This is a genomic window from Aeromonas bivalvium (assembly GCF_000819765.1).
Taxonomy (GTDB): Bacteria; Pseudomonadota; Gammaproteobacteria; order Enterobacterales; family Aeromonadaceae; genus Aeromonas; species Aeromonas bivalvium.
The window spans coordinates 1-24,005 of record NZ_CDBT01000057.1 but is presented as its reverse complement, the minus strand read 5'-3'; the positions used below and the strand labels follow the sequence as shown (position 1 = coordinate 24,005).

30 protein-coding genes are annotated in these 24,005 nt (G+C 57.0%); 11 read left to right on the top strand and 19 right to left on the bottom strand.

Annotated elements, in window-relative coordinates; translation table 11 throughout:
* The first annotated feature begins 3 nt into the window (after positions 1-3).
* From BN1119_RS16945 to BN1119_RS16910, 8 genes are all read left to right on the top strand, one after another.
* Complete coding sequence (locus BN1119_RS16945; protein WP_042000830.1) at positions 4-447, top strand: carboxymuconolactone decarboxylase family protein; 444 nt, start codon at positions 4-6, stop codon at positions 445-447.
* 503 nt (positions 448-950) lie between these two features.
* Positions 951-1,967, top strand: coding sequence for a cytochrome o ubiquinol oxidase subunit II (gene cyoA, locus BN1119_RS16940; protein ID WP_084205536.1), 1,017 nt, complete (start codon positions 951-953; stop codon positions 1,965-1,967).
* Positions 1,968-1,970: 3 nt separating this feature from the next.
* Positions 1,971-3,947: a cytochrome o ubiquinol oxidase subunit I gene (gene cyoB, locus BN1119_RS16935; protein ID WP_042000827.1), complete on the top strand. Its 1,977-nt coding sequence runs from the start codon at positions 1,971-1,973 to the stop codon at positions 3,945-3,947.
* Positions 3,948-3,955: 8 nt separating this feature from the next.
* Positions 3,956-4,570 (top strand): cytochrome o ubiquinol oxidase subunit III, encoded by a 615-nt coding sequence (locus BN1119_RS16930; RefSeq protein ID WP_042000824.1) that lies wholly within the window; start codon positions 3,956-3,958, stop codon positions 4,568-4,570.
* A 75-nt stretch (positions 4,571-4,645) separates the two neighbouring features.
* Positions 4,646-4,978: a cytochrome o ubiquinol oxidase subunit IV gene (locus tag BN1119_RS16925; RefSeq protein ID WP_042000821.1), complete on the top strand. Its 333-nt coding sequence runs from the start codon at positions 4,646-4,648 to the stop codon at positions 4,976-4,978.
* Between the two features lie 5 nt (positions 4,979-4,983).
* On the top strand, positions 4,984-5,880 hold the full coding sequence (cyoE, locus tag BN1119_RS16920; RefSeq protein WP_042000887.1) for a heme o synthase: 897 nt from the start codon (positions 4,984-4,986) through the stop codon (positions 5,878-5,880).
* 236 nt (positions 5,881-6,116) lie between these two features.
* Entirely contained in the window at positions 6,117-7,478 is a 1,362-nt protein-coding gene (locus tag BN1119_RS16915; protein ID WP_042000818.1) for an MFS transporter, read from the top strand.
* A gap of 75 nt (positions 7,479-7,553) precedes the next feature.
* Positions 7,554-7,922 carry a DUF1428 domain-containing protein gene (locus tag BN1119_RS16910; RefSeq protein ID WP_042000815.1) on the top strand — a complete coding sequence of 123 codons (369 nt, stop codon included), beginning with the start codon at positions 7,554-7,556 and terminating at the stop codon, positions 7,920-7,922.
* A 54-nt stretch (positions 7,923-7,976) separates the two neighbouring features.
* Here BN1119_RS16910 and BN1119_RS16905 read toward each other — a convergent pair whose 3' ends face one another.
* The 4 genes from BN1119_RS16905 to BN1119_RS16890 all read right to left on the bottom strand — a co-directional run bounded on the left by BN1119_RS16905 (position 7,977) and on the right by BN1119_RS16890 (position 10,928).
* Positions 7,977-8,462, bottom strand: coding sequence for a DUF1203 domain-containing protein (locus tag BN1119_RS16905; RefSeq protein WP_042000812.1), 486 nt, complete (start codon positions 8,460-8,462; stop codon positions 7,977-7,979).
* Between the two features lie 202 nt (positions 8,463-8,664).
* Entirely contained in the window at positions 8,665-9,366 is a 702-nt protein-coding gene (locus tag BN1119_RS16900) for a hypothetical protein (protein ID WP_042000808.1), read from the bottom strand.
* A gap of 239 nt (positions 9,367-9,605) precedes the next feature.
* Entirely contained in the window at positions 9,606-9,869 is a 264-nt protein-coding gene (locus tag BN1119_RS16895) for a DUF3297 family protein (RefSeq protein ID WP_042000805.1), read from the bottom strand.
* Between the two features lie 147 nt (positions 9,870-10,016).
* On the bottom strand, positions 10,017-10,928 hold the full coding sequence (locus BN1119_RS16890; protein WP_042000802.1) for a LysR family transcriptional regulator: 912 nt from the start codon (positions 10,926-10,928) through the stop codon (positions 10,017-10,019).
* A 99-nt stretch (positions 10,929-11,027) separates the two neighbouring features.
* Here BN1119_RS16890 and BN1119_RS16885 point away from each other — a divergent pair, with 99 nt between their 5' ends.
* The 3 genes from BN1119_RS16885 to BN1119_RS16880 all read left to right on the top strand — a co-directional run bounded on the left by BN1119_RS16885 (position 11,028) and on the right by BN1119_RS16880 (position 12,225).
* The gene (locus tag BN1119_RS16885) at positions 11,028-11,516 is read left to right on the top strand and encodes a DMT family transporter (protein WP_084205535.1); all 489 of its coding nucleotides are present in this window, start codon (positions 11,028-11,030) and stop codon (positions 11,514-11,516) included.
* A gap of 10 nt (positions 11,517-11,526) precedes the next feature.
* The gene (locus BN1119_RS20560) at positions 11,527-11,706 is read left to right on the top strand and encodes a hypothetical protein (protein ID WP_157438682.1); all 180 of its coding nucleotides are present in this window, start codon (positions 11,527-11,529) and stop codon (positions 11,704-11,706) included.
* Between the two features lie 84 nt (positions 11,707-11,790).
* Positions 11,791-12,225: a DMT family transporter gene (locus tag BN1119_RS16880; RefSeq protein ID WP_042000799.1), complete on the top strand. Its 435-nt coding sequence runs from the start codon at positions 11,791-11,793 to the stop codon at positions 12,223-12,225.
* 277 nt (positions 12,226-12,502) lie between these two features.
* Here BN1119_RS16880 and BN1119_RS16875 read toward each other — a convergent pair whose 3' ends face one another.
* From BN1119_RS16875 to trpCF, 15 genes are all read right to left on the bottom strand, one after another.
* The gene (locus BN1119_RS16875) at positions 12,503-12,745 is read right to left on the bottom strand and encodes a DUF3297 family protein (protein ID WP_010673692.1); all 243 of its coding nucleotides are present in this window, start codon (positions 12,743-12,745) and stop codon (positions 12,503-12,505) included.
* A 162-nt stretch (positions 12,746-12,907) separates the two neighbouring features.
* Positions 12,908-13,216, bottom strand: a complete 309-nt coding sequence (locus tag BN1119_RS16870; RefSeq protein WP_042000791.1) for a chorismate mutase — start codon at positions 13,214-13,216, stop codon at positions 12,908-12,910.
* Positions 13,217-13,315: 99 nt separating this feature from the next.
* Entirely contained in the window at positions 13,316-13,744 is a 429-nt protein-coding gene (locus BN1119_RS16865; protein WP_042000787.1) for an LIC_13387 family protein, read from the bottom strand.
* A 165-nt stretch (positions 13,745-13,909) separates the two neighbouring features.
* The gene (locus BN1119_RS16860) at positions 13,910-14,386 is read right to left on the bottom strand and encodes a GNAT family N-acetyltransferase (RefSeq protein WP_042000784.1); all 477 of its coding nucleotides are present in this window, start codon (positions 14,384-14,386) and stop codon (positions 13,910-13,912) included.
* A gap of 132 nt (positions 14,387-14,518) precedes the next feature.
* Positions 14,519-15,022 (bottom strand): DinB family protein, encoded by a 504-nt coding sequence (locus BN1119_RS16855; protein WP_042000781.1) that lies wholly within the window; start codon positions 15,020-15,022, stop codon positions 14,519-14,521.
* A gap of 175 nt (positions 15,023-15,197) precedes the next feature.
* Positions 15,198-15,653 (bottom strand): GNAT family N-acetyltransferase, encoded by a 456-nt coding sequence (locus tag BN1119_RS16850; RefSeq protein WP_052448082.1) that lies wholly within the window; start codon positions 15,651-15,653, stop codon positions 15,198-15,200.
* A 5-nt stretch (positions 15,654-15,658) separates the two neighbouring features.
* Positions 15,659-16,237, bottom strand: a complete 579-nt coding sequence (locus BN1119_RS16845) for a GNAT family N-acetyltransferase (RefSeq protein ID WP_042000778.1) — start codon at positions 16,235-16,237, stop codon at positions 15,659-15,661.
* 139 nt (positions 16,238-16,376) lie between these two features.
* Positions 16,377-16,913 carry a GNAT family N-acetyltransferase gene (locus BN1119_RS16840; RefSeq protein ID WP_042000774.1) on the bottom strand — a complete coding sequence of 179 codons (537 nt, stop codon included), beginning with the start codon at positions 16,911-16,913 and terminating at the stop codon, positions 16,377-16,379.
* Positions 16,914-17,145: 232 nt separating this feature from the next.
* Positions 17,146-17,376, bottom strand: a complete 231-nt coding sequence (locus BN1119_RS16835) for a hypothetical protein (RefSeq protein ID WP_042000771.1) — start codon at positions 17,374-17,376, stop codon at positions 17,146-17,148.
* Positions 17,377-17,547: 171 nt separating this feature from the next.
* Entirely contained in the window at positions 17,548-17,958 is a 411-nt protein-coding gene (locus BN1119_RS20260; RefSeq protein WP_084205534.1) for a hypothetical protein, read from the bottom strand.
* A 95-nt stretch (positions 17,959-18,053) separates the two neighbouring features.
* On the bottom strand, positions 18,054-18,734 hold the full coding sequence (locus BN1119_RS16830) for a hypothetical protein (protein WP_042000768.1): 681 nt from the start codon (positions 18,732-18,734) through the stop codon (positions 18,054-18,056).
* Between the two features lie 108 nt (positions 18,735-18,842).
* Entirely contained in the window at positions 18,843-19,658 is an 816-nt protein-coding gene (locus BN1119_RS20255) for a hypothetical protein (protein ID WP_084205533.1), read from the bottom strand.
* Positions 19,659-20,277: 619 nt separating this feature from the next.
* Positions 20,278-21,084 (bottom strand): tryptophan synthase subunit alpha, encoded by an 807-nt coding sequence (trpA, locus tag BN1119_RS16825; protein WP_042000765.1) that lies wholly within the window; start codon positions 21,082-21,084, stop codon positions 20,278-20,280.
* Complete coding sequence (gene trpB, locus BN1119_RS16820) at positions 21,081-22,289, bottom strand: tryptophan synthase subunit beta (RefSeq protein WP_042000763.1); 1,209 nt, start codon at positions 22,287-22,289, stop codon at positions 21,081-21,083. The genes trpA and trpB overlap by 4 nt, the downstream gene beginning before the upstream one ends.
* A 193-nt stretch (positions 22,290-22,482) precedes the next feature.
* Entirely contained in the window at positions 22,483-23,904 is a 1,422-nt protein-coding gene (trpCF, locus tag BN1119_RS16815) for a bifunctional indole-3-glycerol-phosphate synthase TrpC/phosphoribosylanthranilate isomerase TrpF (protein WP_244463758.1), read from the bottom strand.
* Positions 23,905-24,005 lie beyond the last annotated feature (101 nt).

Here is a 24,005-nt window from a genome sequence, read left to right as displayed (position 1 = left end):
CCCATGTCAGCACGTATCCAACTGGCCAACCTGGTTCCCACCGCCGTCAAGGCCATGATGGGCCTCGAGTCCTATCTCGGTGGCACGGACATCCCCTTCATCCTCAAGGAGCTCATCAAGTTGCGAGCCTCCATGATCAATGGCTGTGCCTACTGCATCGAGATGCACGCCGAGGCCGCCATGGCCGAGCAGGAGAGTCCCCAGCGTCTGCTGGCCCTGGCCGCCTGGCGTGAATCCCCGCTGTTTGATGAACGGGAGCGCGCCGTGCTGGCCCTCACCGACGAGGTGACGCGGATCGACGAGCAAGGGCTCAGCGAGGAGACCTATCAGCGGGCCTTGGGGCTGCTGGGCGAGACCTTGCTGGCCCAATGCCTGATGCAGATAGTCACCATCAATGCCTGGAACCGGATCGCGGTCGCCACCCGGATGGAGCATCGGCGCTCCTGACCCCCGAGGGGATGCCGCGGCAGGCTAGAAAGCGGTGTTGTCAGGGCAGGGGCCAGGCCACTGCCCTTATTTGTTGCCTTGGCTGGCTGTTCTGGTTATTTATTTTTAAATAATGCAAATGAATTGTTAATGTATGGCGCCATTGGAATTTATTCAGGTACCTGAGTGTATAAAATATAATTAATCACATCGAGAAATGCCCGCTGGCCGCGGCCTTGCCCTTATTTCCCGCCCGACGACCCCATGCCATTACCCCTCTATTTATTAATGTTATGCGTTCAGGAATTGTTCATTATACTTGATGACGGCTTTTTATTGGTCTTGTATGAGGCTGTTAATTAATTGGTATCAGACCGGGATTGATTAGTGTGAGCCCCCGGTCCTACCCCCAACACCCAACCCTCTGCCGGGATTAATTTTTCATGTTGTTTAGCCGGGTGTCTCTTGCCCAGAATGATGCGTTTTATTTATAGCTTTACGCCTTGCAAGAGAAAGGAAGTAGCATGAGACCTTTTGACTATAAGAGGGGCTTGGGAGCTTTGTTATTAATCGCCGTCACTGGCTTGTTGAGTGGCTGCGATATGGCATTAATGAATCCCAAGGGCCAGATTGGTCTGGAAGAGAAGTCGCTGATATTAACTGCGCTTTATTTAATGTTAATCGTGGTGATCCCGGTCATTATCATGGCCGTGGTATTTGCCCGTAAATATCGAGCCTCCAATACCAGTGCGACCTATGCACCGGATTGGGCCCACTCCAACAAGATTGAAGTCGTGGTCTGGACAGTGCCGGTGATTATCATCGCCATTCTGGCCGTGATCACCTGGAAGACCTCCCACGAGCTTGATCCCTACAAGCCGCTCACCTCCGATGTCAAACCGATCCAGGTCGATGTGATTTCGCTCGACTGGAAATGGCTGTTTGTCTATCCCGAGCTGGGCATCGCCTCGGTCAATGAATTGGCCTTCCCTGCCCATACACCGGTCAATTTCCGCATCACCTCGGATTCGGTCATGAACTCCTTCTTCATTCCGCGTCTGGGTGGACAGATCTATGCCATGGCCGGGATGCAGACCAAGCTGCACCTCATCGCCAATGAGGCGGGGCAGTATGACGGTATCTCCAGCAGCTACAGCGGCGCCGGTTTCTCGGGCATGAAATTCAAGGCCATCGCGACCCAGGATCAAGCCGGTTTCGACGCCTGGGTTGCCAAGGTGAAAGCCGCGCCCAAGGTGCTGACCACCATGGCAGAGTTCGACGCCTTGGCCAAGCCGACCCAATACCATCCGGTGGAGTATTTCTCCGCGGCCGACCCCGTGCTGTTCACCAAGGTGATCAACAAGTTCATGGGTGACATGAACCACGGGAGTCATGCAGGGATGGCGCACGGCGCGACCCCTCGCCAGGAGGGAGAGCACCAGGCCATGAACCATGCCGCCATGGCCCATGACAGCCAAGGGGATCATGCCGGGCATATGCCGATGGGTGACCACTCTGTGAACGCGGGATCCGAGGAATAACTGATGTTTGGAAAATTAACGCTCGACGCCATCCCATACCATGAGCCGATCATCATGGTGACGGTGGCGGCCATCATTCTGGGCGGGCTTGCGATCGCCGCCCTCATCACCTACTACGGCAAGTGGCAATACCTGTGGCAGGAGTGGTTCACCTCGGTGGATCACAAGCGCCTCGGGATCATGTATCTCATCCTGGGGATGGTGATGCTGCTGCGCGGCTTCGCCGATGCGGTCATGATGCGGACCCAGCAGGTGATGGCCTCGGCCGGTGGGGAAGGGGTGCTGCCGCCCCATCACTACGATCAGATCTTCACCGCCCACGGCGTCATCATGATCTTCTTCGTGGCCATGCCCCTGGTGATCGGCCTGATGAACATAGTGGTGCCGCTGCAAATCGGTGCCCGTGATGTGGCCTTCCCCTTCTTGAACAACCTGAGCTTCTGGTTTACCGCCGCTGCCGTGGTGCTGATCAACGTCTCCCTCGCCGTGGGTGAGTTCGCCCAGACCGGCTGGCTGGCCTATCCGCCCCTGTCGGGTCTGGAGTACAGCCCGGGCGTCGGGGTGGATTACTGGATCTGGAGCCTGCAGATATCGGGGCTGGGCACCCTGCTGACCGGGGTGAACTTCTTCGCCACCATCATCAAGATGCGGGCCCCTGGCATGACCATGATGCGCCTGCCGGTGTTCACCTGGACCGCCCTGTGCGCCAACATCCTGATCATCGCCTCCTTCCCGATCCTGACCGTCACCATCGCCCTGCTCACCGCAGACCGCTACCTGGGTACCCATTTCTTTACCAATGACATGGGTGGCAACATGATGATGTACATCAACCTGATCTGGGCCTGGGGTCACCCCGAGGTGTATATCCTGGTGCTGCCGGTGTTTGGCATCTTCTCCGAGGTGGTCGCCACCTTCAGCAAGAAGAAGCTGTTTGGCTACACCTCCCTGGTGTGGGCGACCGTGGCCATTACCGTGCTCTCCTTCATCGTCTGGCTGCACCACTTCTTCACCATGGGCTCGGGTGCCAACGTCAATGCCTTCTTCGGCATCACCACCATGATCATCTCGATCCCGACCGGGGTGAAGATCTTCAACTGGCTGTTCACCATGTACCGGGGTCGCATCGCGTTCACCTCGCCCATGCTGTGGACCGTCGGTTTCATCATCACCTTCACCATAGGGGGCATGACAGGGGTGCTGCTCTCGGTGCCGGCGGCGAACTTCGTGCTGCACAACAGCCTGTTCCTCATCGCCCACTTCCACAACGTCATCATCGGCGGCGTGGTGTTCGGCTGCTTCGCCGGCATCACCTACTGGTTCCCGAAGGCGTTTGGCTTCACCCTGGACGAGACCTGGGGCAAGCGTGCCTTCTGGTGCTGGATCGTCGGCTTCTTCGTCGCCTTCATGCCGCTCTACGTGCTGGGCTTCATGGGCATGACCCGTCGCGTCAGCCAGCAGATTGATCCCGCCTTCCACCCCTGGCTGGTGGTGGCGGCGGTCGGTGCCGGCCTCATCGCCCTGGGGGTGCTGTGCCAGCTCGTCCAGGTGGTAGTGAGCATTCGCGATCGGGAGAAGAACCGGGATCTGACCGGCGACCCCTGGGGTGGCCGTACCCTGGAGTGGGCCACCTCCTCGCCGCCGCCCTTCTACAACTTTGCCATCGAGCCGAAGATCAAGAGTCTGGATGCGTTCTGGGAAGCCAAGGCTGACGGCAGTGCTTACAAGCAGCCGGCCAAGTATGCCCCCATCCACATGCCCAAGAACTCGGGGGCCGGCGTCATCATTGCCGCCTTCAGCGTGGTGTTTGGCTTTGCCATGATCTGGCACATCTGGTGGATGGCCCTGGTCGGCTTCGTCGGCATGATAGGGACCTGGATCATTCACAGTTTCAACGATGATGTGGACTACTACGTGCAGGTCGACGAGATCGAGCGCATCGAAGGTCAGCATTTCGACAACATCAGCAAGGTGGCATGAGAACCGATATGGCTACTGATATTCTGCAACACTCCCACCATCAGGGTGCCCACGACGGGCACCATGATGCCGGCGCCAACAAGGTGTTCGGCTTCTGGATCTACCTGATGAGTGACTGCATCCTGTTCGCCTGCCTGTTTGCCACCTATGCGGTACTGGTGACCGGCACCGCGGGCGGCCCCACCGGCAAGGACATTTTCGAACTGCCGTTCGTGTTTGCCGAGACCATGCTGCTGCTCTTTAGCAGCATCACCTTCGGCTTTGCCATGCTGGCCATGAACAAGCACAAGGTGGCGTCGGTCAACACCTGGCTGCTGGTGACCTTCCTGCTGGGCGCCGGCTTCATCGCCATGGAGATCTACGAGTTCCATCACCTGATTGCCGAAGGCTTCGGTCCCCAGCGCAGCGGTTTCCTCTCCGCCTTCTTCACCCTGGTCGGCACCCACGGGATCCACGTCACCAGTGGTCTTATCTGGATCATCGTCATGATGGTGCTGATATCCAAGAAGGGGCTCAACGAGCGCAACCGTACCCGCCTGATGTGCCTGAGCCTGTTCTGGCACTTCCTGGACGTGGTCTGGATCTGTGTGTTTACCGTGGTCTATCTGATGGGGGTCATGTAAATGAGTCATTCTGTTGACAATATTGACTGTGCCAGCCACGACAGTGTCAGAGCCTATCTGAAGGGGGTCATGTAAATGAGCACTCATTCCGTTGACAATCACGGTGCCAGCCACGGCAGCGCCAAGAGCTATCTGATTGGCTTCGTGCTGTCGGTGATCCTGACCGCCATCCCGTTCTGGCTGGTGATGGAGGGCACCGCCTCCCATGGCGTCATCCTGGGGGCCGTGGTCGCCACTGCCGTGGTGCAGATCTTCGTACACCTGGCCTACTTCCTGCACATGAACACCTCGTCCGAGGAGCGCTGGAACCTGGTGGCCCTGGTGTTTACCGTGCTCATCATCGCCATCGTGGTGGGGGGATCCCTGTGGATCATGTACAACCTCAACATCAACATGATGCCAAGTTGAGCGGCGTGATGATGAAGCAATACCTGCAAGTGACCAAGCCGGGCATCATCTTCGGCAACCTCATCTCGGTGATCGGCGGTTTTCTGCTGGCCGCCAAGGGGAACCTGGATCTGCCCCTCTTCATCCTGACCATGGTGGGGGTCTCCCTGGTGGTGGCGTCCGGTTGCGTGTTCAACAACTACATCGACCGGGACATCGACTGCATCATGGAACGCACCAAGCACCGCGCCCTGGTGAGGGGGCTCATCGCCCCCGGCGTCTCCCTCTGGTATGCGACGGCCCTGGGCCTTGCCGGGGTGGCGCTGCTCTACTTTGCCGCCAACCCCCTGGCGGCGCTGCTGGCGGTGCTCGGCTTCATCGTGTACGTGGGGGTCTACAGCCTCTACATGAAGCGCCACTCGGTCTACGGCACCCTGATAGGCAGCCTCTCCGGCGCCGCGCCGCCGGTCATCGGCTACTGCGCGGTGAGCGGTCAGTTCGACTCGGGCGCGCTTATCCTGCTGGCGATCTTCAGCCTGTGGCAGATGCCGCACTCCTATGCGATCGCCATCTTCCGCTTCAAGGACTACCAGGCGGCGGGCATTCCCGTGCTGCCGGTGGTGAAGGGGATTTCGGTGGCCAAGCACCACATCACCCTCTACATCCTGGCCTTCATGGTGCCGACCCTGATGCTGTTTCTCGGCGGCTACGCCGGTTACAAGTACCTGGTGGTGGCCACGGCGGTCAGCGTCTGGTGGCTGGGGATGGCGTTGTCCGGTTACAAGCAGGCGGTGGATGACTCCCTCTGGGCCCGCAAGCTGTTCATGTTCTCGATTGTCACCATCACCTGTCTGAGCGTGATGATGTCGGTGGATGGGCAGCCGGATGTGGATTCCGCTGTGCTGGTCAGCATGTTGCCCTGATGGCCCTATTGCCCGAGCCCGGCCCGCCAAGATGGGGGCTGGCTCAGGGTTTGGGACTCGGCGGCTTCATCTCGCCCCGAAAATGCGTAAAATCCAGAGCCGGGCACAGTCCCGGCTCTGTTGCCATCTTAGCCGGTGCGCCGAAGAGGTTTTCCGGATGTCACTCGGGCGCTTCGCCTGCCAGGGCTCTTCGTGCCCCACTCTTTTCACTCCGTTTCTATCGCACTGAGGCCGTCATGCATGATTACAAGATGACCCGGGGCGAGCTGCGCGCCACCTGGGCGCTCGGTTCCCTCTTCTCCCTGCGCATGCTCGGCATGTTCATGGTGCTGCCGGTATTGACCACCTACGGCATGTCCCTGGCCGGCGCCACCGAGGCGCTCATCGGCCTTGCCATCGGCATCTATGGCCTGACCCAGGCCCTGCTGCAGATCCCGTTCGGCCTGCTCTCGGATCGCATCGGCAGAAAGCCCCTCATCGTCGGCGGCCTGCTGCTGTTTGCCCTGGGCAGCGGGATTGCGGCCCTGACCCATTCCATCTGGGGAGTGATCCTGGGGCGCGCCCTGCAAGGCAGCGGCGCCATCTCGGCCGCCATCATGGCGCTCCTGTCGGATCTCACCCGGGAGCAGAACCGCACCAAGGCGATGGCCTTCATCGGCATCAGCTTTGGCATCACCTTCGCCATCGCCATGGTGACCGGCCCCCTGATCACCCAGGCCATCGGCCTCTCAGGCCTGTTCTGGCTCATCGCCCTGCTGGCGCTCGGGGGCATCGCCATCCTGCTGTGGTGGGTGCCGGCGCCCGAGGCGCACCTGCTCAATCGCGAATCCGGCATGGTGAAGGGGGGCTTCAAGCGGGTGCTGGGCAACCCCCGTCTGCTCAAGCTCAACGTCGGCATCTTCTGTGTCCACACCCTGCTGATGTCGAGCTTCGTGGCGCTGCCCCCCTTGCTGGAACAAGCGGGTCTGCCCCGGGACCAGCAGTGGCAGGCGTTCCTCTACACCATGCTGATCGCCTTCGTGAGCGTGGTGCCCGTCATCATCTATGCCGAGAAGCGCAGGCGCATGAAGCGGGTGTTCCAGCTCTGCGTGCTGGCCATGCTGGGGGCCGAGGTGGTGCTGTGGCAATCCGGCTTGCAGCTGTGGGGCATACTGGCCGGGTTACAGCTGTTCTTCATCGGCTTCAACCTGATGGAGGCACTGCTGCCGTCCCTCATCAGCAAGGAGTCGCCGCCGGGTTACAAGGGCACCGCCATGGGGGTCTACTCCACCAGCCAGTTCCTCGGCGTGGCCATCGGCGGCAGCCTGGGGGGCTTCCTCTATGGCGAGGGGGGGGCGGCTCTGGTGTTTGGCAGCTGCGCCCTGCTGGCGCTGCTCTGGCTCGGGCTCAGCCTCACCATGAAAGAGCCGCCCTATGTCAGCAGCCTGCGCATCCTGCTGCCGGCAGGGGTGGAGGCCACCCCGGCCCTTGAGCAAAAAGTACGGGCCCGGGAGGGGGTGAGCGATGTGCTGCTGGACGGCGCCGAGCGCTCCCTCTACGTCAAGGTGGACTCCCGGCGCATCAAGCGCAGCGATCTGGAGCAGCTGGTGGCCAGCTGACCTGCTGGGTTGGCATGACGGAGCCATCGACACGGGTTTGCTATGCTGAACTCCTCAACCAAGGAGGAGAGTCTCATGTCATATGTGGACGGATTCGTGCTCGCCGTGCCCACGGCCAACAAGCAGGCCCTGATCGAACATGCCCGCCAGTTCGATCCCATCTTTCTCGAATATGGCGCCACCCGGGTGCTGGAGTGCTGGGGGGACGACGTGCCCCACGGCAAGCAGACCGACTTTTACCGGGCGGTGGCGGCGAAGGAGGATGAAACCGTGGTCTTCTCCTGGGTGGAGTGGCCGGACAAGGCCACCCGGGATCAGGCCATGGCCAGGATGATGGAAGATCCCAGGATGGATCCGGGCAACCCGGCCAATCAGGTCATGCCCTTCGATGGTGCCCGCATGATCTTCGGCGGCTTCAGCCCTGTGCTCGAACTCAATGGCTGATTGACGCACCCTTGAATAAAAGAGAGGCCCGCCATCTGGTGGGCCTCTCTTCTTTCAGGTGCGGGCATTGGCGCGGTGGACGGAGCAGCTGAAACAGCCGGGGTTGGCATTGTGGATCTGCAGGTAGCTCACCGCCTCGCTTGAAAACTGGCTGCGCACCGCCTGCTCGAACTGGGTACCCTGGATGGTCTGTGCATGGATCATCATGTGCGCACAGTCATAGGCCCGGACAGAGAGCAGCCGTCCCGGCAAGATGTCGGGTATCTCATTGACGCCCAGCTCGGCGGTATCGGCCTGCTGGCGCACGAACACGGGGCCACAAGCGCGATAGGGGGAGTCGACGTCGTGATAGGGGAAGGGGATGAGCAGTACCCTTTCCCCCACACTGGCTTCTCGCAGGGAGACCCGGCAGGGATAGCCCGGGCTGGCGTCGGCGACGAGCCAGCGGCCATTGACGGCGTCGAGCGCCTTCTCCTCCATGTTCATGAAGCGGGCAAACAGACCCTTGTCGAGAGCCTGGATGATGAAGTCGGTATTCATGGCAACATCCTGTCGAGTGAAAGCGCCATGATAGCCATTGCGCGCGCCGATGCTGGCCATTTTCGGTCAGGGAATCTTGTTGTCGAGCGCCCTTGATCGAGAGGGGAGGCCGCGCGGTGATGCACTCGGTCAGCATGGTCGGCAAGCACACCGTCTGCCTCGGCACAGGCTTTACGCGTATCGTCATCCACAGCCTCCATTGTTACTGGATCAGCGGATACAGCTTGTCGTGATAGAAACCATCAAAATCCGCGATGGCATCGAGCCGCAAGGGGGCCGGCAGAGTGAAGCCTTGCCAGGTCTCCCTGAAGACTTCATCGCCATTTCCCTGCGCATCCCGGTTGATGTTTTCCCGGATCAGCACCTTGCGGGTCGAGAAGTTGATGCTGGTCATCCGCTCGATCAGGGGGCCCCGGTTATCACTGTCGTCGTACCCAATCAGGGTGAAGCCGGCGTCCTGATATCTGAATTTGTAGGACCAGTCACCATAGCGCCCGTGACCGTAGTGAATGTGCAATATCCCCTTGTCGATGGACAGCCAGAGCTCGGGGGCAAAATAGACGCCGCCATCCTCCTGCTCCGAGGAGAAGCAGGCCAGATTTTCCAGCGCCAAGGCGTAGTGATCCCCCTGCTTGAACGCAATGATGAGCCCCCGCCGGTTGCGATCCAGCGCGCCACGGTATTCGTCCACCAGCCGCTTGCCCGGATCCGTGCCCTTGATGATGAGGACAGTATCCGCCTGACCATCCCGATTGAGATCCCCCTCGATCTTCTCAAAGAGCACATAGCCTTCAGGAATGAAATCGAGGGGGTCCTGCGCGGCGGCCCTGGCCGCTTGTGCGAGTGCATGCCCAGGCAGCACGCCAGGTAGCAGCAAGGCGAGGAGCCAGATCCGTGTTTTCATGGTATCCCTGTGTTCAAACGACGCCAAATGCAGCGATCATGCCGAGCCCGGGAACCAATGGCAAGCCCCTCGGGGGAGTCGAGCAGGAGAGCAAATCAGGGAGAAAATGCGCAGAGGGCGGCGCAGCGCCCGGGCGTTTGCCAGCCGAAAAACAGAGACACCGGCGCGAGGCCGGTGTCTTGGCATAACGAGAGCTGTCCCCAGGCTCCACCCCGGATCGGGGGCGGCGGCCCTGGGTCTCAGGCGTAAAACGCCTCGACCGTGCCCTTGACGGCGATCTGCATGGGGTTGCCGTAGCACTCCCTGGCCTTGGGGGAGGGGATCGTCACCCAGCCTTCGCGGATGCAGTGCTCCTCGACATTGGTGCGCGCCTTGCCGTTCACGCCAATGCCGCTCTCGTGCTCGAAGCTCTCGGCCACAGGGTGCAGGCTGCGCGGGTTGGCCGCCAGACGATCGGGCAGTGCAGGCTGGCAGCGCCAGCAGGCTGGTGAGGGTCGGGGCAATCGCGGTTTTCTTCATCATCATGGCGTTCCACCTGGGGTGAGGGGCACCCGTCATGGCAGGTCATCAGAGCGCGTTTTCATTAAAAGCGGATGCCTGGTTTGTCCTGACTCTTCCCCTTCCCGCTGGAAAAACGTGAACCGTTTCGACTATCGGGATGGCTCGCCTCCGGCCTGGCCCAGGCGCTCGTCAAGAAACGCCAGCCAGGCCTGCACCTTGGCGGGCAGGTGGCGTCGGCGGGGATAGACGCACCAGACGCCGTGCTCGGGCAGGGCATGGCCCGGCAGCAGGGGTACCAGGCGGCCTGCGGCGAGATCCTCGCCCACGATGAAGTCCGGCATGTTGCCGATGCCGAGCCCCGCCAGCAGGGCGGTGTGGATGGCGTCGCTGTTGTTGACCTCGAAATTGCCCCTGGGGGTGATGGCCACCTCCCCCTCGGGCCCGTGCAGCCGCCACCGGGTGCCGCCGCGAAACAGGGAGTAGAAGAGACAGTTGTGGTGCTCGAGATCGGCCGGGGTGCGGGGCGTACCGGCCCGCGCCAGATAGGCGGGGGCGGCGCACAATGTGCTGTGACAGGGGGCGAGGCGGCGGGCCACCAGGCTCGAGTCCTCCAGCTCGCCGATGCGCAGCGCCACGTCGAACCCCTCGGCCACCAGATCCTGCTGGGCGTCGCTCATCTCGAGCTGCAACTGCACCTCCGGGTGGCGGGCGAGAAACTCGGGGATGAGGGGGGCGATGTGGCGCCGGCCATAGACCATGGGCACAGTCACCCGCAGCAGGCCGCGCGGCGCCGATTGCAGGGCGCCGATGGCATCTTCCCCGTCGCAGGCCAGGCGCACCGCATGGCGCACCGTCTCGAAGTAGCGCTCCCCCGCCTCGGTGAGGGTGAGGGAGCGGGTGGTGCGATAGAGGAGCTGGCAGCTGAGGGCCTGCTCGAGCTGGCTCACCTTCTTGCTCAGCACCGACTTGCTGAGGCCGAGCTGGCGGGCGGCACCGGAGAAACTGCCCGACTCCACCACGGCGACGAAGGCGGGGAGCAGGGCGAAGGCATCCTGGTTCATGCTGTTCTTAATGTGGAAACAATGTTGTTCAGGAAGGGTAGATTATCCCCAAATCAAAAACAATTTACCCTGCTCGTCAGTGACACCAAGGAGCAAGCCATGATCCCCCCTCTTGTTGACCGCGGCCCCGGCCGCCTCGCCCTCGGCCAGACACTTGGCCAGACCCTGGGCGCCCTGGCCGCCTTCGCCGCCGGACTGTTGCTGGCGCTGATGATCGCCCAGAACGGCGCCCTGGCCCGCGCCACCGACCCCTGGCTCGGGAGCTGGCTGGCCCACGGGGTCGGCAGCCTGGTGGCCGGGCTTCTGTGGTGGCTGACCCCCCGTGCCCCGACACCGGAGGCAGCCCCGCGATGGGCCTGGCTTGGCGGCCTGCCGGGGGCGCTCACCGTGGTGCTGGCGGCCCTGTGCCTCAACTCCCCCCTGGGCATGGCGGGCACCCTGGCCCTGCTGCTGCTCGGCCAGCTGCTGTTTGGTGCCCTGTGCGACGGCCTCGGCTGGCTCGGACTGGCCCGCCGCCGCCCCTCGGGCATGGACGCGCTCGCCGCCTTGCTGGTACTGGCCGGCGCCCTGCTTATCGTGCTGCATTAGGAGATACACCATGACCCTATTGATCCTGCTGGGACTGCTCGCCGCCTTGCTGGTGCTGGCCGACGCCCTGCTTATCGTGCTCGGTTGGGAGAAACACCATGACCATATTGATCCTGCTGGGACAGCTCGCCGCCCTGCTGGTGCTGGCCGGCGCCCTGCTTATCGTGCTCGGTTGGGAGAAACACCATGACCATATTGATCCTGCTGGGACAGCTCGCCGCCCTGCTGGTGCTGGCCGGCGCCATGCTTATTGTGCTCGGTTAGGAGAAACACCATGACCCTATTGATCCTGCTGGGACTGCTCAACGGCGTGGCGGTGAGCCTGTCGCGCACCCTCAATGGCCGCCTCGCCAGCGCCCGTGGCGCCATGACGGCGTCGCTCGCCAACCACCTGCTTGGCTTCGCGCTGCTCGGTGCCCTGCTCATCCTCAAGGGGGCCCCCTGGGAGCGGCTCGCCGGGCTCGATCCCTGGTTGCTGCTCGGCGGCGTGCTGGGGGCGCTCTTCGTTGCCATCAGCAGCTGGGCCATCGGCCGGGTCGGTGCTCTGGCCTGCGCCCTGCTCATCGTCACGGGCCAGCTGGCGGGAGGCGCGCTGCTCGATGCCCTGGCCGGACGGCTGGCCGCGAGCGATCTGCTCGGCATCCTGCTGGTGCTGGCGGGTGCCGCGCTGCAACGCTGGCAGGCCGGCAAGGCGCGCCCCACGCCATGAGGGGCACTGGCGTGGCGACACCCAGAGGCGGGTGACAAGCGCGCCGCCCTTGCCTTGCCTTGACGGCAAAGGAAGGGCCAGCCAGATCAGGGCCCTGGCGGAAGGGAAAGGCGAAAGAAAGGAAGGGAAAGGAAGAAAAAGGAAGGCAAAGGAGAACAAAGAAAGAGAGGCCGCCTGTCATCCTGGGTCGCCCTCAAAAGCAGAACACCGGCGCAAGGCCGGTGCTTTGAATTAACAGGGTCGCGCCCCTGCTCGGGGCATCGCAGCCATACGCTGCTTAGGCGTAGAAGGCTTCGACGGTGCCCTTGACGGTGATCAGCATGGGGTTGCCGTAGCGATCCTTGGCCTTGGGGGAGGGGATCTTCACCCAACCTTCGCTGATGCAGTACTCCTCGACATTGGTGCGTTCCTTGCCGTTCACGCGAATGCCGATCTCGTGCTCGAAGCACTCCGCCACATGGTGCGGGCTGCGCGGGTTGGCCGCCAGACGGTCGGGCAGTGCCGGTTTGTTGTCGCTCATTTTATTTACCTGAGTGTGATAAAAAGTGGGTCATTGTAGGCAATGCCCGCCATGGGCTCAAGGCTGGGCTGCGTCCCGCGCTGACGACTGGATATGCCGTTCGGATTAAGGGGCTGGCTTTAGTCAGTCCCAATAAGTAGAGCGAGCGATTTGAACTAGTTGTCAGGGCTTTACGCTATTTTCCTTAAGCCGTGAATGCTCGTTAAGTTCAGCGTCGATGAAGGCAGCAATCATGGCGCGATAAACCCTTTCCACCACCTCTGGATTGGCGCCTTGTTCTTGTGCAAGGGAGATGACTTTGGCGATGACCTGCTCTACCCGGTTGGGGGCTTTTACTTCCTCTGTCGTCTTCTTGAAGGACGCGGCCTTGGCGACAAAGGCGCCGCGCCTTGCAAGCAATGCCACGATTTCACTATCTATCTTGTCGATATGCTCGCGGACTTCATTCAGTGAGCTACAGCTGACTTCCATATATGAGGCGTTCCTGTTTCTGGCTTGCATGATAACGTCTGGTTAAGAGGCGGGTTTAGCCTGTTACGAGTGAACGAAGCGAACGGCCTGAACCACTTGCTATGTATATATCTGTGCCAATGCCCCTGCAACGAAACACAGCAGACCGATCGTTGACCCTATGATGGGAATGCTAAACCAATATTTTTTAGACAATGCAAGATAGATCAATGCAATGATTGGCGCCGCACTCATGAAAAAGACAGAAGCTTCCAGGAAGGGTATATAGAAAGTGGATAAGTATAAATAAGTGACGGAGAAAAACAGCATGCCAATACCGTGACTGATGTTAAATCCAACCCATGCACGCCACATATTTGTTTCTTTTGTGATGGCCAGGGATGACGATTTCATAAGCCCCATCACATCAGATTGATATGGTATTAATTTCTTGGGGTTGAATGTGTCGGTGATTGTGTAGACCGTATGCAGAATACCAAGTACAAGGAATGGTATACTGCCTGCGATGTATAAGTATTTTGTGATCACGAAAAATTCCTTGTATGTGCATGACGTTTGGTGATGGGGCAGGGCTTTAGCCCATTCCCGCGAGTGAAAAATCCAACACTGGGATACCCACCTTTGGTGCGCTGGCTGTGCAGCGTCTTGCTCAGAAAACTGGGTGTCCTAATTTCTGTCATGATCCTTTCATCGCTATGCCAATGTGGTGGTGTTAATCGAGTATGTCAAAAAAGGAATTTGTCTATTTTCAATCGCATCGGATTGCCTGTATTCAACAAACCTTGCTCCTTTTGCCAGGTAGAACCCCTTGGCCTCTGGATCACTGAGTATGTCTAAAGACGCAACCCCTCTTTCTTTTACGTTTTTTATTGCAGCATCAAACAGCTTGCCGCCAATACCTAGCCCTATATTTGTTGGTTCAACAAACAGGTAAGTCAACTCGGCCGTCACAGCATTGATAAATTCCAGCCCATAGAATCCAGCCACTACACCATTCAATTCGCATACTTCAAAGTACATTGACTTGTTTTCAAGGTCTCTTGGGGTAACGGTTAAAGCATGTTTGCATTGGGCTATGAATGTTTCATCGTAACCCCAATGGGCTTTTGAGCGCAAAGCAAGCTGGGTTATTGTTTCAGATTCTTCGGGCATGGCTTTTCTGATATTCATATATCCATCCAAATGATGCGATTCAATGACATTGTGCCTGGTTAAATAAGTGGTAATGTGAAAACAGAGACAATCTCATAGCGGAGGATTTTCTGCTCCACTAATAATTCACAATATCTCTTTAACCGATGGTCAGATGCCGATGTTCTCTCTTCTTGTCGGCTCTGTTTCGTGTAAGTAACGGGTAAACGTGTCTTTCGGGCGTTCAAGACCATGCTCTGCCAGCACTCTTGAGGCCATGCCACGATGATTGCTGCCATGGGTCAGCAAGTGCAGCAAAATCTCCTCTACGCTCAACTGCCCAATACCACCATCGATAAATCGAAACGTCACATTACGCTGTAGCTCGTCAGCGGTCACGGCTTGCGTGAAATCAACAAGCCAGGCGTCGTGCTGTTCCATCGTCTGGCGTAACGCCGATAATGACGGCGTGTCAAGGGTATTGTCCCCACTGTATTTCTCCGGCTGACCTGAAATACGGCTAATGAAAAGACTGTCAACTACCGTGGTGTGATTTAAAATCCGAATGAAAAAGGTGGCATCGCTTTCGGGTAGTTGTGAAAGCTGCCATTCTCCCAAATCAAGCAGCTCATTGTTTGCCCATTTCTTATATTGAAACGCCTTGTGAAATAGCATTCTTTCTCCATGGATTGTTTTTTGATGGGGCAAGTGTGTATACACAGAGGTATCTGCCTTTATCTATTGATGATGCAGATGAGATCAGCAAGGTGGGGGCTGAATTTACAGCTCATCCATCGCACCAAATTTTGTATGCTCGCAAGTGATTGAATACCACCTCGGCACCAGGTGTTTACATGATTGAGTCAATATGGTACTCGGTCATGTTGTCGCTATTGCTTGATATGCTGGTTGCATAATGAGAAAACAAAGCCTTGGCCATGTCGTTTTCATTGTCGACAAACACAGCCCATTTGGCCCTTTTGATAGGGAAATTCCCTGATACGACGTCATAGATGACTCTTCTCCCATGACCCATCTTTTGATGGTGTGGATTCACGGCGATGTCGGTGATCACATTAAAACCATGGATGCCATCATCAAGTTGAATGCCAATGACACAAATAGGCGTGCCTTCACTGTGCAACACATATGCTGGAGAATCATCACTCAGTACACAGGTCAACCAATTCGGGTCTAACACAGGGCCAAGCCATTTGCTGATGGCAGCATGCTTATACCAATCTGAGTACCACTCAAAATCGGTTTCTTCAAAGCGTCTATATACCATTACCTTACTCTCAGGCATTAGGCTCAGCTTTCTGGGTGCTGGCCATGCTGCGCTGGATGGTCACTGACCAGTCGTCCATACATGGCTGAATCGGAGACAGTGCCATTCACTTCCCAACGCTGCCTTAGCAGTCCCTCTCGGGAAAATCCGAGTTTCTCTAATGCTTTCGCTGACGACTGGTTGTCTGGGTCTATCTCTGCTTCGATTCGTCTCAATCCCAGTACATTGAAGCCGTACTGGATCAAGGCCTCCCCTGCCTCATTGATATAACCCTTTCCCCAGTAAGCGCGACTCAAACCAAAGCCGATCTCGGCACGCCTGGATGCGCTGTCGTAGCTAAAGAGCATACATTTTCCAGCCAGTTCACCCGTCGACTTCAGATACATGCCGAGGATGATGGCTTCTTGACGTTGCATCGCACCGCTGCTCTGTGCAATGAAGTCCAGGGCGTCTTCAATGGAAGTCCACGGCGCCGTATTCCAGTAACGCATGACCTCAGGATCAGAAAATATCTCTAGCAGGCTCTCAGCATCATGGGCCATCAAGGCTCTGATGGTTAGCCGCTCGGTTTCAATGACCGGGGAAAATAACTCTTTCGACACGCATCCTCCATTCTTATGTCTAAAGCCCGCCCAAGGGGCTGGCAGCGTATTAACACAAAGCTAAACCAACACAACCGTAACCATTACGACTCAATGGGACGGGAAACGCCACGGGTTGACAGCCCCTCTGAGGCGCTTGTTATGCCCGTGCCCATTCACTGCGCAGAATAGCCAAGACGACCGTATCCCACCATTGCCCTTTAAAAAAACGATGTTCACGAAAATACCCTTCTTGCCGCATTCCCAACGACTTGCAAAGTTTTATTGCTGCCAGGTTTTTGCTTATGGTTTCGGAATAGATGCGATGCACATCCAGTTCATTAAAGCCAAAATCCGCTAGTTCTCTAACCGCTTCCTCTATCAAGCCTTGACCTTGAGATTTCCGTTCAATGCCACAGCCCATCGATGCTTGATTATCAGGTTCAAGTCGCAGACAAACGGTACCGATAAAATCACCCGTCAATTTATTTTCTATTGCCAACTGATAAGACTTGCGCGGAACTTCATTTGCTTGCTCTACAAACAGCTTTGTTAATTGACGATACTTATCAGAGTCACAGTCTGACTCACTGTAAAAACGCTGATACTTATTATCTTGGGACATGGCCACAAAAACGTTTTCATCACTGAGTCTCATATCACGCAGGATCAAATGCTCGGTTTCTAATTTGAACATAGGCGCTCTTTCCTCATCATAAGGCATAACACCGTAAACAGCGGCGAACGTTAGCGAGTCCAGCGGCGACAGTCGCGAAATGCTTTACTTTGTTATGCATTTTACTTGCAAACATACCGAACAAGATCAGACTTGCTGGAACCAGGCATCAATATTGTCCATTTGGAGTTAGATCAGTCTTTGAGAGGTTTTGATGGAGATTTTTTGCACCATCTTCGCTGCTGCCATCTAATTAAAAGTATTGCTTGGTTTGAAAATTTACGTTGAGTTTTGTGAAGTCGGTATATGCATTGTCCTTACCTATACGGCTTGAAAGGACGGTGAGTATTCCATCATTGCCTTTTTCACTGCTGATAATGAAATAAGTGCCGCTGTCACCAGATAATGGAACACGATATACTTCATTTGCCGCGAAATAAAATGAACACGCCAAGAGTGTGACGGTGAAAATGGTTTCTTGCATAATATCCCTCCTTGCTGAGTAACGCCGAATTAAGGTGTGAGCAACTCTACCGCCAAACCATAATCATACCACCTTAAATACAAAACCCGACGATGGAATGATAAATTCCAAACGTTGGGAATCATTCTTAAATGCTTTGTTATGGCGCAAAAACGCGTATCTTTGCCTCAATTATACTTTCGATAGCAGGTAGTTACATACCTCATTTACGTACAAAAAGTAACTCACTGTCAATGACAAGTAGAAAATCTTCCACCGAGTAAAAATTAATTTGATGACTTCAACACCCTTAGCTACACCTCTAGCATCTTTTTTCTTATTATCCCAGTAATGGTCATTTGGGTACATAGCATCATCAAGAGGAATAACTATGTGCAAAGCGAAATAGCAAACAGCAAGCGTTGAAAGAATCAAAAACAAGGCAAGTATGAGGAGGCCTTGATAAAGTTCCCCTGTGCGCATAGTTGACAAACTTAAGGCAAATACTGCACCACATAATGTGGTCCATGCGACAGACTTCATTACATCTTCGATAAATGTTTTTCCCATAATATGTTCTATTAAGAAATCTCGACGTTTCATAAATCACTCCGGAAAATTATAATTGGAATGCGCCAAAATGCCAACCTAAGGGGCTGGAAACGCCATGCGTTGACAGTCCCTCTTGAGGCGTTTTTTTATATTTTTTCTATTCCGAGCTTATCCCTAAATACTCTCACAATATCATCAACGAGTTTTGTTAATTCACCGTTGTAATAGTTTTTCAATTCAGCATGCATATCATTTAGATCGTCTAGGATTTCTTCAACATCATCTCTGCTGCACTCTTCTTTGATTATAATCCGAACGTAATTTCCCGATAACTCATAAAACCTATTGCTCAAGTTCTCTATTTTTTCATAAAGACTAGATTCTATGAAAATTGCATTGTCTAGAAGAATTGATTCTAGCTGCCTGGCTGAATTACTCGTCAGCTCAGCTTTCTCTTTATAAAAGCGAAAATCCCTCGCATCTTGACTATCAACATCTTCGTATTCTTCTAAAGCTGAAACAGGGTAAGGTTTCCCATTGGCAAACTCTCTCGCATGTTTCAGAAGTACAGACAATGCACTATAGACGGCCTGTATAGCCTTTGCAGTCTGAGCATCAACTCTTGAGTTTTGTATATTACGCTCGTGAGCAAATATTGATAAAGAGTTTTTCAAGCTCTCAGTCTTCTCAGTAAGCGTGGTTTGGTAATTAGCCATGTCCTTCCTAAATCGCTGTTCAATAAGCTGCTTAGCCAAATATTTAGCTACAAGAATAGCCCCAGTTGCACCACCGACTAGAGGATAAATAAATTTTTCTATAAACCACATGTAATTTTCCAATTCAGTCTGTACCTCAAAAATATAACGATTAAGCTAAGGGGCGGGCTTTAGCCCGTCCCAGTGAGCGGAGCGAGCGGTTTGAACCAGTTGTTATACTTACCGAAGCCAGACATTGACGGAGGATCTTACTCTAAATAAATCATCGATTTTGCTGACGATTGAGGGTTCTATCCCTTGTTTCAGCTGAGCCTTGAAGGCGCCCCCCATTCCCTCAGTAGACGTTTTGATTAATGGATGTATTTTTCTAGCGACTTCATAGATGAAATTATTTTCAAAGGCGATAGTTTTTCCGCTTGAAGCTGCTAGCTCAGGAACTTTTTGTGCGTCGGGTACGGTGATTGTGCCGCCGGTATGAACAATTGAGTGCCTGAGTTGCCATAAAGTTTTTAGCCGCCTTATTTCGGCGCCGCCATAGAACTGACGATTCAAACCAAATGCTGAAAAGTATTTATTTACTTTCTCAGGGCTGTGCCATCCAGGCAGTGAGTCTGCAACTATGAAGCCTGCTGAGAAGCCAGCTGAACTTCTGTAAGATGCAAGACGAACAAGATCAACTTCCAAGCTTGCACATTCGCTGATTTTCTTGAAGAAGGAATCTGGCTTAAAGTTATTGAGATAAACGCTGTATTCAAAAACACCGGCAAACAAGTATCGTTGGTATGTTTCATAGTGCCCCATAATCGCTGGAAGCATTGCGATTATTATGTGCCTTATGCTGTCATTTGCATCGGGTGCATAGTTACCATTTGATTTGAATTTTCTCAAGCACATGTCTACGGAGGACTTAGCCTCAACTACGTATCTAAGAAATGCTGTTGCTGGTTCTTGGATGTATTCAGAGTGATTGACGTGTGTATTACCTGGCGCAGGAATCAGGTACTCATGGAATTCTTTTGTTGGGCGTCCGGCCACGACTGACTCCTAGTTCGGTATAACAGTGAATAGATAGAAGGCGGCCCCAATCCGATAGCAGAGCTTTCCATATAACTCCGCTCTGCCCTGAGAGTTGCCATAAAAATTAAATAAAATCAAAGCATTACCAGTATGCCTCTGATACTTGAATGTATTAGCGTGACCTCCTTGTTTAATACTTCCATTGCCCCTTTATAAAGAAACAGTTCAGGAGCCGGTTACGGTAAATCGCAGCATGGCTACCGCCCCTGAGTTACAGCCCCCAGTTCGCTGCTTTTCACCCGCGAGATTGCATCCATCGCTGCCATGACGCTCTCCCCAGAGGTTGATTGTCGTTTGGCTATCATAAGGGGCCTGATTGAGGCATGGGAAGAGGAGGATGATAAAAACCTGAGCGGGTTCAACCAATTAGTGAGCAACCGCTGCTTTTAGTGGGCTCAGGGCTGATAGAGAGTGCGAAAACTCCCCTCACCCTGGCCCTCTCCCGAAGGGAGAGGGGATAAAGATATAGGAAGCAAAAGAGATAAATAGAAAAGGGAGCCCAAGTGGGCTCCCTTTATGCTGGCTGGCTGGCTGGCTGGCTGGTCAGGGCCAACGGCATATGACCCTATACCTGCCTCTACTTATTGGTCGCCGCCTTCATCCCTTGCACAAACTCCTTCAGGCGAATGAGCATGCGGTCGGGATCCTGCTGATGGGTCTCGATGATCTTGACCACGGCGGAGCCGGAGATGGCGCCGGCGGCGCCCGCCTTGATGGCCTCCTTCACCTGCTGGGGATCGCTGATGCCAAAGCCGAGCAGGGCAGGGGGGGCCTTGAACTCGTTGAGGGTATTGATCAATCCCTCCACCGGCATGCCCGCCTTGGTCTCGGCGCCGGTCACCCCTGCGCGGCTCACCAGGTAGGTGTAGCCAGAGCCCAGCTCGGCCACGGCTTTGAGGGTCTCGGCGTCACCATTGGGCGGGGCGATGAAGATGCTGTCGATGCCGAACTTGTCGGCGGCCGCCTTGTAGGGAGCGCACATCTGCACCGGCACGTCCGCCACCAGCACCGAGTCCACCCCGGCCTGCTGGCATTTTTCATAAAAGCCGTCGATGTGGCGCACATAGACCAGGTTGGCGTAGACCAGCAGGCCAATGGGCATCTGGGGATACTTGGCCCGAATGCGGGTCAGCAGCTGGAAGCAGCCATCCGGGGTGGTGCCGCTGGCAAAGGCCCGCAGCGCGGCCCCCTGAATGGTGGGACCGTCGGCGACCGGGTCGGAGAAGGGAATGCCGAGCTCCAGGGCATCGGCGCCCCCCTCGACCAGGGCATCGACGATGGCGAGCGACAACTCGGGAGTGGGGTCACCCAGCATCACGAAGGGGACGAAGGCGCCCTGCTTGGCGTGTTCCAGACGGGAAAACAGTTGTGCGTAGCGATTCATTTGCGGGTTCCTTCTTTTTCGAAGCTCTCTGTTTCCAAAATATCGGCAACGGTGAAGATGTCCTTGTCGCCACGGCCGGAGAGGTTGACGATCAGCACCTGCTCCTTTTCCGGCTCGCTGCGGGCCATCTTGAGGGCGTGAGCCAGGGCGTGGGAGGATTCCAGCGCTGGTATGATGCCCTCGCTTCTGGCCAGCTCCTGGAACGCGTCCAGGGCCTCCTTGTCGGTGATGGAGACATACTCGGCGCGGCCGATGGCGGCTAAGTGGGCGTGCTGGGGGCCGACGGAGGGGAAGTCCAGACCCGCCGAGACGGAGTAGGACTCCTGAATTTGCCCCTGCTTGTCCTGCATCAGGTAGGAGTGCATGCCAAAGAAGACCCCCTTGCTGCCGTGACCGAGCGGCGCACCGTGCTCGCCACTCTCGATGCCGTGGCCACCGGGCTCGACGCCGATCAGACGTACTTCAGGGTTGTCGATAAAGTCGGCAAACATGCCGATGGCGTTCGAGCCGCCGCCGACGCAGGCGATCACCGCATCCGGCAGGCGCTCTTCCTTTTCGAAGCACTGCACCTTGGCCTCTTCCCCGATCATCTTCTGGAACTCCCGCACGATAGTGGGGAAGGGGTGGGGGCCGGCGGCGGTGCCGAGCAGGTAGTGGGCGGTCTCGTAGTTGGCGGCCCAGTCGCGCAGCGCCTCGTTGCAGGCATCTTTCAGGGTGCTGGAGCCGGAATGCACCGGTATCACCTCGGCGCCCATCAGCTTCATGCGAAACACGTTGGGCTTCTGGCGCTCGCAATCCTTGGCGCCCATGTAGACCCGGCACTTGAGACCGAGCAGGGCGCAGGCCAGCGCCGTGGCCACGCCGTGCTGACCGGCGCCGGTCTCGGCGATGATCTCGTGCTTGCCCATGCGCTTGGCGAGCAGGGCCTGGCCCAGCACCTGGTTGGTCTTGTGGGCGCCGCCGTGCAGCAGGTCTTCACGCTTGAGATAGAGCCGGGTCCTGGTGCCCTTGGTCAGATTGCGGGTCAGGGTGAGCGGGGTGGGGCGGCCCGCATACTCGGTCAGCAGGGTCTGGAACTCGGCTACGAAGGAGGCATCCTCCCTGGCATCGACGAAGGCCTTCTCCAGCTGGAGCAGGGCGGGCATCAGGATCTGGGGCACATACATGCCGCCAAATTCACCAAAAAACGGGTTGAGCAGGGTCATGGTTATCTTCCTTTACATTCTGCAATTGAGTTCAGGTATGAGCCTTGGCGGGCTGAGGCGTATGGCTGGGGCACATACATGTCATCGACGAAATTCACCAATAAACGGGTTGAGCAGGGTCATGGTCTCTTCCTTGTATTTGCTAAAGCGAAACATCAAATAGGTGCGGTGTTGCGGGTTGCACAGGGCACTCTCACAGTTGGCGCAGGGCGCCAAAGGCGGCCGCCAGCTTGTGGGCATCTTTCTGGCCCGGGGCGCTTTCCACCCCTGAATTGAAATCAAGGCCGAGGCAACCGACCCGGGCGGCCTGCAAGGCGTTGTCGGGATTGAGGCCCCCGGCCAGCATCAGGCGGGACTTGTCGAGCCCGGCCAGCAGGGCCCAGTCGAACGCCTGGCCGGTGCCGCCGCTCTGGCTGCCCACTTTCGTATCCAGCAGCAGGCGATCCGCCGGGTAGTCGAGAGAGGGCAGGGGCTCGCCGAGCGTCATGCCGACCGCCTTCCAGACGTGGCAGCTCGCCGGCAGCAGGGGGCGCAGGGTCTCGATATAGGCGGCGTCCTCCTCCCCGTGCAGCTGCACGGCGGCAAGGCCGAGCGCCGCCACCGTCTTGGCGATGGTCTGGGGCTGAGCGTTGCGAAACACCCCGACATAGGAGAGCGGCGCCCCCGCCATCAGGGCGCGGGCACTCGGGATATCCACGTAGCGCGGGCTCTTCGCCACGAAGATGAGGCCGCCGTACACGGCGCCGGCGTGGTGCGCGGCGGCGGCATCCTCGGCCCGGGTCAGGCCGCATACCTTGTTCTGGCCCAGCACAAGCTTGCGCACTGCGGCCTCCAGATCCGGCTCACCCATGAGGGAGGAGCCCACCAGGAAGCCCTTGGCATGCTGGCGCAGTTCGGCGACCTGGGCACGGTGCTTGATGCCGGACTCGCTGATCACCACCCGATCGGCGGGAATGTCGGCCGCCAGCTGTCTGGTGCGAGCGAGATCGACGCTCAAATCCCGCAGATCCCGGTTGTTGATGCCAATCACGGGGGCGCCGAGCGCAATGGCGCGATCCCGCTCCTCTTCGTTGCTCACCTCGGTGAGCACCCCTAGACCCAGCTCTTTGGCCACCTTGAACAGGGCGCGATAGCCCTCGTCGGTGAGCACGGAGAGCATCAGCAGGATGGCGTCCGCCTGATAGTGGCGGGCCAGATAGACCTGATAGGGGTCAATCATGAAGTCCTTGCACAGCACCGGCTGCCGGACCCGGCTGCGCACCCGCGGCAAAAAGGCGAAATCCCCCTGAAAGAACGGCTCGTCGGTCAGCACAGAGATGGCGGTGGCGTAGTGGCCATAGACGTCGGCGATGGCCTCCGGGCTGAAGTCGTCCCGGATCAAGCCCTTGGAGGGAGAGGCTTTCTTGCATTCGAGAATGAAGCGGGTGGAGCCTGCCCGCAGCTCCCCCTCGAAATCCCGATCGCTTGGGGTGAGCGCACTCTGGAAGCTTGCGAGGGGCTGGGCCAGCTTGCGGGCCGCCACCCACGCCTGCTTGGCGGCCACGATCTTGCCGAGAATGGTCTGGCTGAGGGAGGCCATGTTCAGAAAGGGGTGAGGGGCAATGAGCTCTGACATCTCGTTATCCTTGCGAAGCTGGGTACTGTCTTGGGTGGTGGCGGACATCATGCCTCCTGATGGCTCAGGGCGGCGAGATCCCGGGCGAGGCGGGCCGTCTC

Coding starts and splice junctions, on each gene's coding strand:
- BN1119_RS16910 (WP_042000815.1), top strand. CDS start 7,554: ATGTCATATGTGGACGGATTCGTGCTCGCCGTGCCCACGGCCAACAAG.
- BN1119_RS16900 (WP_042000808.1), bottom strand. CDS start 9,366: ATGAAAACACGGATCTGGCTCCTCGCCTTGCTGCTACCTGGCGTGCTG.
- trpA (WP_042000765.1), bottom strand. CDS start 21,084: ATGAATCGCTACGCACAACTGTTTTCCCGTCTGGAACACGCCAAGCAG.
- BN1119_RS16855 (WP_042000781.1), bottom strand. CDS start 15,022: ATGCTATTTCACAAGGCGTTTCAATATAAGAAATGGGCAAACAATGAG.
- BN1119_RS16930 (WP_042000824.1), top strand. CDS start 3,956: ATGGCTACTGATATTCTGCAACACTCCCACCATCAGGGTGCCCACGAC.
- BN1119_RS20560 (WP_157438682.1), top strand. CDS start 11,527: ATGACCCTATTGATCCTGCTGGGACTGCTCGCCGCCTTGCTGGTGCTG.
- BN1119_RS16835 (WP_042000771.1), bottom strand. CDS start 17,376: ATGCAAGAAACCATTTTCACCGTCACACTCTTGGCGTGTTCATTTTAT.
- BN1119_RS16880 (WP_042000799.1), top strand. CDS start 11,791: ATGACCCTATTGATCCTGCTGGGACTGCTCAACGGCGTGGCGGTGAGC.
- BN1119_RS16840 (WP_042000774.1), bottom strand. CDS start 16,913: ATGTTCAAATTAGAAACCGAGCATTTGATCCTGCGTGATATGAGACTC.
- BN1119_RS16875 (WP_010673692.1), bottom strand. CDS start 12,745: ATGAGCGACAACAAACCGGCACTGCCCGACCGTCTGGCGGCCAACCCG.
- BN1119_RS16830 (WP_042000768.1), bottom strand. CDS start 18,734: ATGTGGTTTATAGAAAAATTTATTTATCCTCTAGTCGGTGGTGCAACT.
- BN1119_RS16860 (WP_042000784.1), bottom strand. CDS start 14,386: ATGAATATCAGAAAAGCCATGCCCGAAGAATCTGAAACAATAACCCAG.
- BN1119_RS16945 (WP_042000830.1), top strand. CDS start 4: ATGTCAGCACGTATCCAACTGGCCAACCTGGTTCCCACCGCCGTCAAG.
- BN1119_RS16925 (WP_042000821.1), top strand. CDS start 4,646: ATGAGCACTCATTCCGTTGACAATCACGGTGCCAGCCACGGCAGCGCC.
- BN1119_RS16915 (WP_042000818.1), top strand. CDS start 6,117: ATGCATGATTACAAGATGACCCGGGGCGAGCTGCGCGCCACCTGGGCG.
- BN1119_RS20260 (WP_084205534.1), bottom strand. CDS start 17,958: ATGAAACGTCGAGATTTCTTAATAGAACATATTATGGGAAAAACATTT.
- cyoA (WP_084205536.1), top strand. CDS start 951: ATGAGACCTTTTGACTATAAGAGGGGCTTGGGAGCTTTGTTATTAATC.
- BN1119_RS16850 (WP_052448082.1), bottom strand. CDS start 15,653: ATGCCTGAGAGTAAGGTAATGGTATATAGACGCTTTGAAGAAACCGAT.
- trpB (WP_042000763.1), bottom strand. CDS start 22,289: ATGACCCTGCTCAACCCGTTTTTTGGTGAATTTGGCGGCATGTATGTG.
- cyoB (WP_042000827.1), top strand. CDS start 1,971: ATGTTTGGAAAATTAACGCTCGACGCCATCCCATACCATGAGCCGATC.
- trpCF (WP_244463758.1), bottom strand. CDS start 23,904: ATGTCAGAGCTCATTGCCCCTCACCCCTTTCTGAACATGGCCTCCCTC.
- BN1119_RS16890 (WP_042000802.1), bottom strand. CDS start 10,928: ATGAACCAGGATGCCTTCGCCCTGCTCCCCGCCTTCGTCGCCGTGGTG.
- BN1119_RS16905 (WP_042000812.1), bottom strand. CDS start 8,462: ATGAATACCGACTTCATCATCCAGGCTCTCGACAAGGGTCTGTTTGCC.
- BN1119_RS16870 (WP_042000791.1), bottom strand. CDS start 13,216: ATGGAAGTCAGCTGTAGCTCACTGAATGAAGTCCGCGAGCATATCGAC.
- BN1119_RS16885 (WP_084205535.1), top strand. CDS start 11,028: ATGATCCCCCCTCTTGTTGACCGCGGCCCCGGCCGCCTCGCCCTCGGC.